Annotated in this window: 15 protein-coding genes; 9 read left to right on the plus strand and 6 right to left on the minus strand. The window is 61.4% G+C overall.

The window, feature by feature from the left end; translation table 11 throughout:
- Positions 1-31: 31 nt before the first annotated feature.
- From C4J93_RS11865 to C4J93_RS11875, 3 genes are read left to right on the plus strand one after another with little or no spacing between them, the layout of a single operon-like run.
- Complete coding sequence (locus tag C4J93_RS11865; RefSeq protein ID WP_124429402.1) at positions 32-586, plus strand: histidine phosphatase family protein; 555 nt, start codon at positions 32-34, stop codon at positions 584-586.
- Positions 587-631: 45 nt separating this feature from the next.
- Positions 632-1,387, plus strand: a complete 756-nt coding sequence (gene cobF / locus C4J93_RS11870) for a precorrin-6A synthase (deacetylating) (RefSeq protein ID WP_124429403.1) — start codon at positions 632-634, stop codon at positions 1,385-1,387.
- 12 nt (positions 1,388-1,399) lie between these two features.
- A complete protein-coding gene (locus C4J93_RS11875) occupies positions 1,400-2,119 on the plus strand; it encodes an alpha/beta hydrolase (RefSeq protein WP_124429404.1) in 720 nt (239 codons plus the stop codon).
- A gap of 114 nt (positions 2,120-2,233) precedes the next feature.
- Here C4J93_RS11875 and C4J93_RS11880 read toward each other — a convergent pair whose 3' ends face one another.
- Together C4J93_RS11880 and C4J93_RS11885 are read right to left on the minus strand one after the other, a co-directional pair.
- Entirely contained in the window at positions 2,234-2,788 is a 555-nt protein-coding gene (locus C4J93_RS11880) for a hypothetical protein (RefSeq protein ID WP_124429405.1), read from the minus strand.
- A gap of 72 nt (positions 2,789-2,860) precedes the next feature.
- Entirely contained in the window at positions 2,861-4,669 is a 1,809-nt protein-coding gene (locus C4J93_RS11885; protein ID WP_124429406.1) for a monovalent cation:proton antiporter-2 (CPA2) family protein, read from the minus strand.
- A gap of 368 nt (positions 4,670-5,037) precedes the next feature.
- Between C4J93_RS11885 and C4J93_RS11890 the strand changes: the two genes are divergently transcribed.
- From C4J93_RS11890 to C4J93_RS11900, 3 genes are all read left to right on the plus strand, one after another.
- Positions 5,038-5,343, plus strand: coding sequence for an XRE family transcriptional regulator (locus tag C4J93_RS11890; protein ID WP_124362514.1), 306 nt, complete (start codon positions 5,038-5,040; stop codon positions 5,341-5,343).
- A gap of 94 nt (positions 5,344-5,437) precedes the next feature.
- Positions 5,438-6,994 (plus strand): DUF726 domain-containing protein, encoded by a 1,557-nt coding sequence (locus C4J93_RS11895; protein WP_124429407.1) that lies wholly within the window; start codon positions 5,438-5,440, stop codon positions 6,992-6,994.
- A gap of 38 nt (positions 6,995-7,032) precedes the next feature.
- The gene (locus C4J93_RS11900; protein WP_124370452.1) at positions 7,033-8,352 is read left to right on the plus strand and encodes an Nramp family divalent metal transporter; all 1,320 of its coding nucleotides are present in this window, start codon (positions 7,033-7,035) and stop codon (positions 8,350-8,352) included.
- A 1-nt stretch (position 8,353) separates the two neighbouring features.
- On the opposite strand, the gene C4J93_RS11905 is transcribed toward C4J93_RS11900, so the two are convergent.
- Positions 8,354-9,286 carry a LysR family transcriptional regulator gene (locus C4J93_RS11905; protein WP_124368957.1) on the minus strand — a complete coding sequence of 311 codons (933 nt, stop codon included), beginning with the start codon at positions 9,284-9,286 and terminating at the stop codon, positions 8,354-8,356.
- Positions 9,287-9,401: 115 nt separating this feature from the next.
- Between C4J93_RS11905 and C4J93_RS11910 the strand changes: the two genes are divergently transcribed.
- From C4J93_RS11910 to C4J93_RS11920, 3 genes are all read left to right on the plus strand, one after another.
- Positions 9,402-9,890: a DMT family transporter gene (locus C4J93_RS11910; protein ID WP_124362518.1), complete on the plus strand. Its 489-nt coding sequence runs from the start codon at positions 9,402-9,404 to the stop codon at positions 9,888-9,890.
- Between the two features lie 4 nt (positions 9,891-9,894).
- Positions 9,895-10,350: a DMT family transporter gene (locus C4J93_RS11915; RefSeq protein ID WP_124429408.1), complete on the plus strand. Its 456-nt coding sequence runs from the start codon at positions 9,895-9,897 to the stop codon at positions 10,348-10,350.
- Positions 10,351-10,439: 89 nt separating this feature from the next.
- Positions 10,440-10,616 carry a metallothionein gene (locus C4J93_RS11920; RefSeq protein WP_124362520.1) on the plus strand — a complete coding sequence of 59 codons (177 nt, stop codon included), beginning with the start codon at positions 10,440-10,442 and terminating at the stop codon, positions 10,614-10,616.
- A gap of 110 nt (positions 10,617-10,726) precedes the next feature.
- On the opposite strand, the gene C4J93_RS11925 is transcribed toward C4J93_RS11920, so the two are convergent.
- The 3 genes from C4J93_RS11925 to C4J93_RS11935 all read right to left on the minus strand — a co-directional run bounded on the left by C4J93_RS11925 (position 10,727) and on the right by C4J93_RS11935 (position 13,798).
- On the minus strand, positions 10,727-11,755 hold the full coding sequence (locus C4J93_RS11925) for a purine nucleoside permease (RefSeq protein WP_124403944.1): 1,029 nt from the start codon (positions 11,753-11,755) through the stop codon (positions 10,727-10,729).
- A 14-nt stretch (positions 11,756-11,769) separates the two neighbouring features.
- Complete coding sequence (locus C4J93_RS11930) at positions 11,770-12,720, minus strand: nucleoside-specific channel-forming protein Tsx (protein ID WP_124429409.1); 951 nt, start codon at positions 12,718-12,720, stop codon at positions 11,770-11,772.
- A gap of 154 nt (positions 12,721-12,874) precedes the next feature.
- A complete protein-coding gene (locus C4J93_RS11935) occupies positions 12,875-13,798 on the minus strand; it encodes an AraC family transcriptional regulator (RefSeq protein WP_124429410.1) in 924 nt (307 codons plus the stop codon).
- Positions 13,799-13,932 lie beyond the last annotated feature (134 nt).

Consider the following 13,932-nt stretch of genomic DNA (forward strand, 5'->3'; position numbering starts at 1 on the left):
TTGGCAGCCTCATCCCTTCGGAATGAATCGCGTGCAGGCTACCCGTTTGACCCTGATCTGCCATGCGGCCACGCCGTCGCAAAAACAGGCGCGCTTTGCCAATGACGAATCGCTGGTCATGGACTGGCAGGGCGCGGCGCTGTCGTTGGCAGGCCGTTACCCCGAGACGGCGCGCCTGCTCTGCGGGCCGGAGGCGCGAACCCGGCAGACGGCGGGTTTGTTCGGCGAACAGCCGGGCATCGAACCGGCTCTGCGCGACGTCGATCTTGGGCACTGGAAAGGCCAGGCCCTGCGCGCGCTCGACAGCGCTGAGCTGAATGCCTGGCTCACCGACAGCGCCCATGCGCCCCATGGTGGCGAATCAGTGGCGCACCTGTGCACGCGGGTCGGGCAGTGGATGAAGGCCCTGGAAAACCAGCCAGGGCATGTGCTGGCGGTGACCCACCCCTTTGTGATCCGTGCCGCGCTGTTGTACGTCATGCAGTACCCGGCCTCGATGTTCTACCGGATCGACGTAGAACCACTGTCGCGCACCGAGCTGCGCTTCAACGCGGTCTGGCGCCTGCGCCTGGAAACTTATGCCTGAGCCCACGATCATGGCAAAATCCACGCCCCGCAATGAGAGCAACCCATGAAACGCATCCTGATCATCGGCATTGGCGCCGGCAACCCTGACTACATCACGATGCAGGCCGTGAAGGCGCTGAACCGCACCGACGTGTTTTTCCTGATGGACAAGGGCCAGAGCAAGGACAAGCTGATCGACCTGCGCCGTGAAATCTGCGAAACCTACATCACCAGGCCCGGCTACCGCTTCGTCGAGGCCGACTGCCCCGAGCGCGTGCGCGGTGATATCGACTACACCACCGCGGTGCGCGACCTCAACCGCGACAAGCAGCAAACCTTCGAGCGCATGATCAACGAGGACATGGCCGACGGCGAAGTGGGGGCGTTCCTGGCCTGGGGTGACCCGGCGTTGTACGACAGCACCATCCGCATTTTGCAGGCGATCCTTGCCGAGGGGCGCTGCGCATTCGAGTTCGAGGTAATTCCCGGCATTACCAGCGTGCAGGCCCTGGCGGCCCAGCATAAGGTGGCGTTGAACCGTATCGGCAAGTCCATTGAAATCACCACCGGGCGCCGCCTGGCGGCGGGGCAGGCGAGTGATGCCGACACCCTGGTGGTGATGCTCGATGCCGAAGATTCCTACCGCAGCGTGGCGGATCAGGACCTGGATATCTATTGGGGCGCCTACCTGGGCACGCCGGACGAAATGCTGATCAGTGGCAAAGTCGGTGAGGTCGCGGACGAAATCCAACGGGTGCGCAAGGCCGCGCGACTCGCCAATGGCTGGATCATGGACACCTATTTGTTGCGCAAACCCTGAGGGATAGACCCCATGCTCAAACTGCTCGCTCTAGCGCTGACCTTGCTGGCCGGTGTCGCCCACGCGGATTCCGACCTGCATACCGACCTGCCGTTGTCGTACCTGGAGCAAACCCAGGGCGATGCACGCAACCAACCGCTGGTGATTTTCCTGCATGGCTTTGGCAGCAACGAGCAAGACCTGTTCGGTATCAAGGATGCGCTGCCTTCCACCTGGACCTACCTGTCGGTGCGCGCGCCGATGCCGGTGGAGCCGCATGGCTATCGCTGGTTTACCAAGACCCCCGGCGACGGTGATTACGATGGGGTGACGGCCGACCTGCAAAGCAGCGCCAGGCTGCTCGAAGACTTTATCGGCAAAGCCACCGCCAAGTACCACACCGAGCCTGACCGGGTGTTCCTGGTAGGGTTCAGCCAGGGCGCGATCATGTCCTATGAGGTGGGCTTGCGCAGGCCCGAGCTGGTGCGTGGTATAGCGGCCCTGAGCGGCAGCGTGTTGCCGGTGCTCAAGGCCGAGCTCAAGCCGAATGAAGCGTTGGACAAGCTGGCGATCTTTATCGGCCATGGCACCTTGGACCAGGCGCTGCCTTATGCCTCGGGAACGCGGGCCAACGAGGTGCTGGAAGGGATTGGCTTGAAGCCGCAGTTTCATGGGTATCCGGGGATGAACCATACAATCAGCGAGGCGGAAATCCAGGACCTGAAGGCTTGGCTGGAGAAGAGCCTCAAATAAACACGGTGGACAAATGTGGGAGGGGGCTTGCTCCCGATGGCGGTATTTCAGTCACAGATGTATCGACTGATTCACCGCTATCGGGAGCAAGCCCCCTCCCACATGGGTTTTGTGTTATTTACCGCCAGTAATCTGCTTCACCAGCGCCGCATGCCCCTTCACATCGTCCGCCCGTGAAATCGCCTGGATCACCAGCAGGTGATTGCCGGAGCCAGCCAGGAACGTGGAGTTCAGGGTCTTGCCGCCGCCTTGGGTAGCCGTGCTGTCGACCTGGCGCAGGCCAAGGCCCTTGAACGTCAGTTTTTTTTCGCCGAGTTTCTTGAAGTCGGGCAGGGCGGCGCTCTGGTTCTTGACGAAATCGCTCACGGCACCATCGAGAAATTTGGCGTCGTTATCCTGGATTGACACCCCATCGTTACGTACGGTTTCGGCGACGATCACCACGCTTTTCGTGTTCGCATTGGCGTACAGGGTGCCTTGGGTATCGGCGGTGCCGTCGTCAGCTTTGCCCGAAGGCAGGGCGTCGGCGGTGTAGGCCTTGGGCAGGCTGAAGGTGAACTTGCCGCCCAGGGTGGAAAGGGTTTGCGTGGCCGGTTTGGCGGCGGCGAACACGCTGCTGGCGGTAAGCGCGAGGGCCAGCAGCACTGCAGTCTTGGTGAAGGTGGCCATGAAGCGCTCCAGAGATGAACGAAATTGCGGCGTATTCTGTCAGAAAATTCGCAATATCGTTCATCTGCAGCCTCACACCTTGTCGGACTCTTCCTGAAGCCGGTCCATCTCAAACAAGCGCGCCAGTTCTGCACGGGCTTCCTGGGCGGTCTGCATGACTTTGGCCGCATCGTCGTACACCGCATGCTGGGCGGCGAGGACTTGCTGGTCGTGGGCCCTGAAGCGGTCGATGCGTGCATCGGCCTGGGCCTGGCTCAGACCAAGGCCGACCAGGGTGCGGCGGCTCATCTCCAGGCTTGAGTAAAAGGTTTCACGCACCGGTGAGGCGTCCAGGTCTACCAGGCGGTGGACGTGCTGGCGGTTACGCGCGCGGGCGATGATCTTCATGTGCGGGTAGAGGTTGCGCACCAGTTCGGCGGTCTTGATGTTGATCTCAGGATCATCCATGGCGATCACAAAGAATTCCGCCTGGTCGACCTTGGCCGCATGGAGGATTTCCGGGCGTTGCGGGTCACCGTAGAACACCGGCATACCGCCAAAACTGCGGGTCAGTTCGATGGTTTCCACCGAGGTGTCGAGGGCGATGAACGAGATGTTCTGTGCGCGCAGGATTCGCGCGACGATCTGGCCCATCCGGCCCATGCCGGCAATCACCACGCGCGGCGCGTCGCCTTCAATGGCGCGGTACTCCTCGGGCACGTCCACCGGCTTGGCCTTGGACTTGAACAGCTTCGGGCACACCAACAGCAGCAGCGGGGTCACGGCCATGGACAGGGTGATGGTCAACACCAGCACATCGTAAAGGTGCGGTTCGAACAGGCCCTGGTCGCGGCCGATCTTGAACACCACGAAGGCGAACTCACCTCCCGCCGCCAACACCACGCCCAGGCGCAGAGCGCTTTCGCGATTGAGCTCGCCCACCATGCGCCCTACGGCGTACAGCAGCGGCAGTTTCAAACCGATCAACAGCAAGGTCAGTCCGATCACCACCAGCGGTGTGCTGAGCAGCAGGCTGAGGTTGGCGCCCATGCCCACGCTGATAAAAAACAGCCCCAGCAGCAGGCCCTTGAACGGTTCGATCTGGGATTCCAGTTCGTGGCGGTATTCCGAGTCCGCCAGCAGCAGCCCGGCGAGGAACGCGCCGAGGGCCATGGACACGCCCACCAGTTCCATCAGCCAGGCGGTACCGATCACCACCAGCAGCGCGGTGGCGGTGGAGACTTCACGCAGGCCGGTCTTGGCGACGATACGAAACACCGGTCGCAGCAGGTAGCGCCCGCCGATGATCACCACGGCAATGCTGCCGAGGATTTGCAAGACGTGTTGCACGCCCTGGGCTTCGCTGGTCGGATGATCGCTGCCGGCCAGCAGCGGCACCATGGCAATCAACGGGATCGCTGCAATGTCCTGGAACAACAGGATCGCGAAGGCCAGGCGCCCATGGGGTTGGTTGAGTTCCTTGCGCTCGGCCAGGCTTTGCAGGCCAAACGCGGTGGAGGACAGCGCCAGGCCCAGGCCCAGCACAATCGCGCTGTTCCATGACTGGTCAAACAGCCACAGCGCTACCACGCCCATCACCAGCCCGGTCAGCAGCACCTGGGCCAGGCCGACACCGAATACCGCCTTGCGCATCACCCATAACCGTTTGGGCGAAAGCTCCAGGCCGATGATAAACAGCAACAGCACCACGCCCAGTTCAGAGAACTGCGCCACGCTTTGCGGGTTGCCGATCAGGCCCAGCACCGAGGGGCCGATGATCACCCCGGCGAACAGATAGCCCAGCACCGCGCCCAGTTGCAGACGCTTGGCCAACGGCACGGCCAGCACGGCGGCGAACAGGAACACCACGGCTGCTTGTAACAGGTTGCCTTCATGGGGCATTGCGAACTCCATTGTTTGCTTGAATCAGATGCTGACGCTTTCAAGGGCGAGGGAAAGGGCCCTATTAGAGCGTGTTTTCACATTTTGAAACTTGTATTTTTGATGCAGAGGTCAATGAATGTGGCTGTTATCTGGCGGATTTCGGCGGCTACGGATGTTTGCTTTTCGTGGAAGCTGAAGAATCTACAAACATTTTCTCCCAATGCTCGGCTGGCAGACTCGTCCCCCTAAGCCTAAAGTCATGCCCTTGAGTTTATATTCCTTTAAGGGAATGTTGCGTAGTTTTAAAAATTGAGCACGTGCATAGACTCATGGCAGAAAGCTGTATGACATCCATTTGAAAACATTGCGCAAAGAGGGCCGTACCCATGGCTAAAAAATTCGCTGATCTCAAGGCGCGCATGACTCCCGAGTCGCGTGCCGATGCCGAGCAGCTTTTTCAACAGCATCTGAGAGAGATGCCCCTGCATGAGCTGCGCAAGGCGCAGCAACTGAGCCAGGAAAGCCTGGCCAAGGCGTTGAATATCAATCAGGCGGCGGTCTCGAAAATGGAGCGTCGCACCGATATGTACATCAGCACATTGCGCGACTACATACGTGCGATGGGGGGAGAGCTGGAAATTATCGCGACGTTTCCCGATGGCCAGGTAAAAATCGACAACTTCGCGCGCTGAACCAGTCCGGCGTCGCGATGCCTGTGGTTTTCATCTCGGCTTGATTGGCTCTTTGTTACCATGGCCGCCCCTTGTCACCAGGAGTCACCGGCCCATGCAACAGCAGTGGGATGAAATGCACCGCACCCGCAAGCCTACGTTCGTCCTGTGTGGCGAGCCTCAGGGGGACGTGCTCAATCTCTATGTGCACGGTTATTCGGCGTTTTTCAGCCAGCAGCAGTTGGCCGGCTTCAAGGAACAACTGGCCGGCATTGAAGGCTCGACCAACCTGATGTTGTTCTGGCCGGCGGGGCACTTCCTGGAAAACCTGTTTGCCCCGTTCAAGGAGGTAATCGCCTCGATGCTCGGCGGCGGTGGCCTGGGCGCGGCGACCGTGGGTGTGGGCAAGGCGATCGCGTATTTTCTCGACCATTACAAAAGTGTCGAGGCGCGGGTCGATGAAGTGGCCAGGACCTTGCTGCCTGAGCTGGCGAGCTACCTGCACGCCGAATCGCTCCAGGTGCGGCAGATCAATCTGATCGGCCACTCCCTCGGCGCCCGGATCCTGGTCAAGAGCGTGCTCGCCAACCCTGAAACCGCCCATGAACTGCCATTGAATAACGTGCTGCTGATGGGCGGGGCAATCTGTACGTCGAGCCCTTGGGAAGCGGTGTCGGCACCGCTCAAGGGGCGGCTGATCAATTGCTACTCGAGCAAGGACTGGGCACTGGCGATGAAGCCGGATACCGAGCGTTGCATCGGCCGCTATGCGATTGCGGTGACGCCGGCGCTCAAGGCCAAGGTCACCAACGTGCATCTGGCCAGCTTCGACCATGCCGCCTACTGGCCGCAGTTGCGCACGGTGGTGCAGTACACCGACCTGCTGCAGGAGCGCCGTGGCCTGATCCGCGCCGACCTGCGCAGCAATGAAGCGCGCTTTGCCGAAGAAGATGTCGATCTGTTTCCGATGCTGATGCAGGCGCGGCCTGAAGAGCTGAAGTTTCTCGCCGAGCTGATGGCGCAAAAGCGCAGTGCCTCGATTGATGCCAGCGTACGCGAACCACGCAAGCTCGCCATCGAGTTGCAGCGCATGGGCGGCGACAGTTTCATGAACCTGGCCCGTGGTCACGGCGTGGCTTATCGCCAGATCGCCGAAGCGGTGGCGCAACGCTTGGGCATCAAGTTCGACGATACAATGGCCAGCGTGGCCCTGGCGGATATCGAAGCGCAGGTCGCGGAAAAACTCCTCAAGCAGTACCAGGACAACCTCAGCGGTGCCGACCGACAGGCGTTCGACGCCGAACTCAAGGCCGCGATGCAAAAAGAGCAGGGTGTGTTCAAGCGTCTCGACATGGGCCGTACGGCCACCACCGCCTTGAGCGGCACGGCATTGGCGGGGCTCACCGGGTTTATGCTGCGGCGCGGTGCCGCCACGGCGATTCCGGTGGTGGGCCAGGCGTTGGCGGCCGCGATGTTGCTGGTCAGCGGCGTACGGGCGTTTTCCGGCCCGGCGTATTCGATCACCACGTTGGCGGTGTTGGTGATCGGCGTGATTCGCCAGCGCCTGGAACGTGAGGCGCTGAACCAGGAGCTGGATCTGGTGGTGCAGGTGGTTGAGGCATTTGACCTGCCCCGGGAGACGGTGATGCGCACCGTTGCGTCGGACTGCTAAGCTGGCGCCCTGACTTGTGTGTTTGCCTGGGATCCCGCGTGAAATTCAGCCTGCCGAAAATTGCTACCGCCCCGTTCTGCCCGCCGGAAGTGGCCGGCTCCGTTGTCGTTGATCCCAAGGCGTCGTTCTTCAAGCGTGCGCTGATGTTCGCCGGCCCCGGCCTGTTGATTTCCATCGGCTACATGGACCCCGGCAACTGGGCGACCGCCATCGAAGCCGGGTCGCGCTACGGCTATAGCCTGTTATTCGTGGTGCTGCTGGCCAGCCTGGCGGGGATGGCGGTGCAGTGCCTGTGCTCGCGGCTGGGTATCGCCACTGGTAAAGACCTGGCGCAACTGTGCCGCGAGCGCTACAGCAAGCGCTCCGCGCGCACCCAATGGGTGTTGGCGGAAATTTCCATCATCGCCACCGACCTCGCCGAAGTGCTCGGCTGCGCCCTGGCGTTTCACCTGCTGCTGGGTGTATCGCTGACCACCGGGATCGTCATCACCGCCTTCGACACGCTGTTGATCCTGGCCCTGCAGAACCGCGGTTTCCGCCGGCTGGAAGCGATCATGCTGGCGTTGGTCGCGACCATCGGTGTGTGTTTCTTCATTGAACTGGTGCTGATCAAACCCTACTGGCCGGACGTGCTCAGTGGCTTCACGCCCTCGCTGTCGGCCATCAGCGATGCCGCGCCGCTGTACCTGGCCATCGGCATCCTCGGTGCGACCGTGATGCCGCATAACCTCTACCTGCACTCCTCGATTGTGCAGACGCGCCTGATCGGCAAGGACCTGGCCAGCAAACAGGATGCAGTCAAGCTTGCACGTATCGACACCATTGGCTCCCTGGCCTTGGCCCTGTTGGTCAATGCGGCGATCCTGGTGCTGGCCGCCGCAGCGTTCTACAAAACCGGCCATACCGACGTGGTGGAGATTCAGGACGCCTATCATCTGCTCGACCCGCTGGTGGGCGGTGCGTTCGCCAGCATCCTGTTCGGCATCGCCTTGCTGGCATCGGGCCAGAGTTCGACCTTCACCGGTACGATTGCCGGGCAGGTGATCATGGAGGGTTACCTGAACCTGCGCATCCCCTGCTGGCAGCGCCGCCTGATCACCCGTGGACTGGCGCTGATCCCGGCGTTCCTCGGCGTGTGGCTGATGGGCGACGACGCCATCGGCAAGCTGCTGATTCTCAGCCAGGTGGTGCTGAGCCTGCAGTTGCCCTTCGCGTTATACCCGCTGATCCGCATGACCGGCGACAAACAACTGATGGGCCCGTTTGTCAACCGGCTGCCGACGCGGTTGCTGGCGTGGTTTTTGTTTGCGGTGATCAGTGGGGCGAATGCGTGGTTGATCGGGCAGTGGCTGTTCTGACTCACCGATCCCAATACGGCACCGTCCCAAAACATTCCACAAAATAATCGATCACCGTGCGCACCTTCAGCGACAGCCTGCGGCTACCCGGCCACAACGCCGCGATCTGCTGGGGCTCCAGGGTGGTCGCCACTTCGTATTCGGTCAGCACCGCTTGCAAGGTGCCGGCGCGCAGGCCTTCACCGATCAGCCAGGAGGGAAACACCACCAGCCCCAGACCCTGCTCGGCGGCGTGGGTCAGGGTGTCAGCGTGGTTGCCGGTGATCGGGCCCTTGACGCTGTAGGCGCTCCAGTCGCCGTGGTCGCGGCGGAAGAACCAGCGCTCCTGGCCTTTTATGCCCTTGTAGGCCAGGCACTGGTGGTTGACCAGTTCATCGGGATGGCGCGGCGTGCCGTGCTGCGCCAGGTAGGCGGGGCTGGCGGCAAGGCGAAAGCGTTGCGGCGCGAAGATCCGCGCCTGCATGCTGGAATCATTGAGCACGCCAATACGAAACAGCAGGTCAGTACCGTCCTGCAGCGGGTCGACGAAGGTATCGGTCTGCTGGATGTCCAGTTGCAGCTTCGGATAGCGGCGGCACAGCTCCCCCAGCCATGGCGCAAGGTGACGCTGGCCGAACACCATGGGCGCATTGATGCGCACCAGTCCGCTGGGTTCGCTGTCTTGTTCCTGCAGGGCCTGGCTCGCGGTTTCCAACTGCTCCAGCATCAGCCGTGCGTGTCGCCCGAGCAGGCGTCCGGCTTCGGTCGGGCTCACGGCACGGGTGTGGCGGTACAGCAACTGCTGGCCGAGGGCGTGTTCCATCAGTTGGATCTGCCGGGAAATGGACGAGGGCGCAAGGCCTTCGCGGCGTGCCACTTCAGAAAAACTGCCGTGGTCCAGCACGGCGACGAACAGGCGCAGCGCCTTGAAACTCAGTTCATTCAAACCCTGCATCATGACTCCAGGCTGTGCGTTCTGCGCAAAGGTGTTGTCTGCATGCTGCCATTTATCGCACAGCCAGGCCACTGGATAATGCACGCCTGTTTTTTACTTCAAGCGCAGGTGATGTATGCAGGCACATTCTATCGAGGGTACGGCGCAGTCCCGGCCGAAGCGAAACGTTCTCCGGCTGCTGTTGTTGCCGTTGGTCATCCTCGCGGGCATGGGGCTGTCGGTCGAGGCCGGTTTGCTGGGGCCATTGGGTGTGCAGGTCGGGCATTTATGGGCGACGTTGAGCATCTTTGGCGTCGGCTCGGCGATCCTGTTCTTGCTGTTGCTGTTCAGCGGCCCGCAAAAGGGCCCGGCCTTCACGCAACTGCCGCGCTGGCAGTTGATCGGTGGTTTCCTGGGACCGATGTACGTGGTGGTGCTGACCCTGGCCACGCCCCATATCGGGGTGGCAATGACGATGATTGCGATCCTGTCCGGGCAGGTGGGCAAGAGTGTACTGATCGACCATTTCGGCTGGTTCGGCACGGCGCGCAAGCGGGTCAATGTGGAGCGCTGGATAGCCCTGGCGTTGATTGTGGCGGCACTTGTTCTGATTGCACGAGGGTAAGGCGATGAATCTGTTTGTATTGTTGGCCGTGGTGGTTGCCGCAGGTGCGGTATTGAGCGTGCAGGCGGCCATCAACGGTCGCCTGGGGCAGACCGTTGGGGTATTGCGCAGCAGTCTGCTGACCTTTGCGGTCGGTGCGCTAACCACCGCACTGTTGATATTTTTCTTCGAGCCCGCCCAGGCTGTCAGTTTGTTGGACGTGCCGAAGTGGCAGCTGACCGGCGCCTTGTTCGGCGTGGTGTACATGATGGTAATGGTCGGCGCGGTGCCGGTGGTCGGTACGGCGGTCGCCACGGTGGCAGTGATCGTGGGGCAATTGGGTATGGGCATGCTGATCGACAATTTCGGCTGGCTGGGCAACCCGGCGATCGAACTGTCCGGCAGCCGGATCGTCGCGATGCTGTGCCTGGCGCTGGCGCTGGTGTTCATGTATCGCAGCAATACGCGCCAGGCCGACTGACGGCGCTGAACCTTGGCGCCGCGCCTCGGGTCACTGTTTCAGGTGTGGCGTTCGCTGCACCGCGACGACCATGAAGAAGGAGTCTGACCATGCCGGATCAAACCTGTGCTTGCCCACACTGCAAATGCGTACTGGGCATCGACGCGGTCATGAAGGACGGGAAGGGCTATTGCTGCCAGGGCTGCGCCGAGCATCATGCGCACGGTGAACCCTGCGCTGCGGCGACGGGCTGCGAATGTGCCAAAGCGGCTGCCAACGCGAACTGAACCGTCCAATGTGGGAGGGGGCTTGCTCCCGATTGCGGTGTTTCAGGCACAGATGCAGTGACTGACACTCCGCCATCGGGAGCAAGCCCCCTCCCACATTTTGATTTGCATCAGGCCTCGGGAACGCCGTTTTTCCAGGCTGACCAGTTGTTCAGGATCGCCTGTACCAGCGGATTTCCCGTGCGGTACAGGTTCTCCAATGCCGGTACGAAACCGCCTTGATCGGCGTACTTGAGCAGATTGTCCACTTCGCTGTAGCCCGGATATGGGCGGTCGAAGTCGGAGCCTGCACGCACCACGGCCAGGCGCTGGATATCCACCAAGCCTTCACGGCTGGCGCGCAGCAGCGCTTCGTAAGTGGAGTTGTCTTCCTGCTGGGTGGTGCAGTATTCGCCCTTGTTGTCCGTGAGCAGTTTGGTCCACACCTCGGCGCGCTCGCTCAGGCGGGTACCGGAGAACCAGGTGTTGCCCGCCAGGGTGTCGCAGCGGGTGACTTGCGGCGGCTGATTGGCCGGCGCGGCGGGGTAGTGTTTGCGCCAGGCGGCGGATTCCTTGCTTTCCGTCAGCTCCACCTTGTGCGACAAGGCGAATGCCTTGGCTTGCAGCTTGGGATTGAGCTCGAACACTTCAGTCTTATAGTCCAGCGGCGGTTTTTCGTTGGGGCCTTTGGTGTTGATGCCGATATAACCGGTCGGCCACTCCTTGGGTGCATCCCGTGAATCCAACTCCCACTGGGTACCGAATTCCACCAGGTAATGCGCCCAGGCGGCGGTACCGATGGTGCCGTGCTTGGGGCTGATACCGGCAATCCCGGCGATCAGGAAATAACTCTGGCGCAGGTCGAACTTGGGCGACAAGGCCAGGGCCAGGGTCGAGGCGGCGGCGTTGGTCTGGCCCATGCCAGTGACCAGCAGGCATACGTCCTGGGTGTTGCAGCGAATCACCGGGTATTCGGCGGACAGGCCCGGCACGCGCACTTGCTGCTTGAGTTCCAGGCGGTCGATCCAGGTTTGCGCCTCGGGGGCGAACATGGTGATCAGCATGACCTTGGGTTTGATCGGCGCGGCGTTGTCTGCCAGCACCAGGTGGGGCAGCAGGGCAAGGCCCATGGCCAGCGAGAGGCGAGTAAAGGTATTCATCTGCAGCTCCTTGATCAGAATTGGTAGCCCACGCCGGCGTAGTAACCCCAGCCGTCTGAGCGGGCGCGGAAGTTGCCTTCACCGAAATTCAACTCGCTGCCATCCTCCCAGTTGCCGCCGTTATGAAAGTAACGGCCGACCAGGGTGAAACGCAGGTGCGTGAACGAGTACAGCAACACGTTGGTGGCCACCAGGGAGTTGGCGGTGCGCGCCGGGTTGTCCTTGTGCAGGTCCGAGCCGAAATCATAGTTGGTGAAGCCGATGTAGGTCAGCGAGGCGCCATTGTCGAATTTGCCGATGGGCACGATGTATTTCATCTGCGCGCGGTAGCCGTCCCAGGAATATTCATTGCTGGCGCCGTAGTTTTCCCACTGGTAACGCCCGTAGAAGTTCGCCGACAGGTTGACCCGCGAGTGGGTGTCGATATCGGTGCCAAGGCCGCTGTACAGGGTGTTGGCGCGGTTCTCCTTGTTGCTGCCGTGGTCGTAGATCCAGTCGAACGCCACATACCATTCCTTGAACGGTCCGATCGCCAGGCTACGGCCAGCGAGGTAGTCGATGGAGATTCGCGGCTCATGCTCCATGAACACGGGCGAGCCATGGTCCCACGCACCTTTGTCATTACTGTTGCCGATGCCGAGGATCTTTGGCACATCGATGTAGCCGTACAGCTCGAACGGCCCCTTGCGCCCGAAATACTCGTACTCCAGGTAAACGTCATCCTGCGGTTTTGGGCCGAAGCTGATGTCCTTGCTGCCGATCAGCGTCAGGTCCTGGTTGAACCACTCCGACAGGTAGACGCCTTTTTTTGCCGGCGGGTTGGCCTCGGGGCTGAGGGTTTCGCCCTGTGCTGAGTCATCCGCGGGTTTGTCCTGCGCCAAAATGGGTGCACTGAGTACTCCCGTAACGGCGGCCAGTAGCAAGGAAACACCAAAGCGAGCGCGAGGCGTTGAGGTGGGGTGCATTGAAAATCCCTATTCGTACGCGGTTTGTACCCGATTGCGCGGGTGGAGTGAACCTGATGGCCAAGTTCGTTCCGCAAACGTTTGCACAGGCTGTACCAACTTTGCTCAATCGTCTGAAAGGCCTGCAAAAAAGCCTGATTAGTCGTCTTTATGGTCAGAAATGACTGGGTGTCATTTTTTCCAGATGATTGCCGGTCTCGCGCCGATACTCACTCGGTGTCTGGTTCATCTCGATGCGAAAGTGCCGGTTGAAATTGGACAGGTTCGCGTAGCCGACTTCGAAGCAAATATCCGCCACCGACATATCGCTTTGCAGCAATAACCGGCAGGCGCGCTGCACGCGGAATTTGCGCATCAACTCGATAAAGCCATGGCCGGTCGTGCGTTTGAAGAAGCGCGAGAAACCCGGTTCGCTCATGTCCAGTTGCCGGGCGATGTCTGACACGCGCACCTCGCCGCCGAGTTCACGCATCAGGTAGGCGAAGGCCTTGTTGATGCGTTCGGCGCTGCGCGGGTCCAGGGTCGGCGCGTAGCGCGGGCTGGCCAGCACCTTGAACTGGCGGGGCGGGGCGTTCTTGAGGGTGTCGAGCAGTTGCAGGAACAGGATCAGCCGTTGCAGGCCCTGGGCGCTGCCGATGGCTTCCATCAACCGCGCCGCGTGCACCGCTGTTGCGCCGGTGAACTCAAGGCCGCGTCGCGCGTGTTCGAACAGCGGCTGCAGATCGCCGAGTTCCGGCAGGGCCTTGCGCAAGGCGAGGAGGGCGGCGCCGTCGAATTGCAGCACCACGTCGCGACCGCTCAGGCACTCGCCGGGTGCCAGGTCGCCAATCCAGTCGTGGGGCAGGTCGGGGCCGATCAAGGCGACATGCCCGGCACTGAATGCACCGATATAGTCGCCCGCCACCAGCTTGCCGCTGCCGTGGCGAATCAGGTGGATTTCGAACTCAGGGTGATGGTTCCAGCGCGCCAGCTCCATCGGGTAGTCGTGCTCGAACCAGCGAAAGCAGTGCTCCGGTTCGGGCAGGATCACTTCCAGTTCGGCGGGACGGTGCTCGAACAGTGGGGCGCGGATGGGCATGCGGCTGCCTCTTGTGCGTTGGATACCCGCCAAAATACCCGCCTCGGCAGGCCTGGCGCTACCCCCGGCGTCGCCCCACACTGATACTTTTTTGCGCCTGGGGTGCCGGTTAAAAAAGTATCGGTCGGGCATCC

This window comes from Pseudomonas sp. R2-37-08W, assembly GCF_003851705.1.
Classification (GTDB): Bacteria; Pseudomonadota; Gammaproteobacteria; order Pseudomonadales; family Pseudomonadaceae; genus Aquipseudomonas.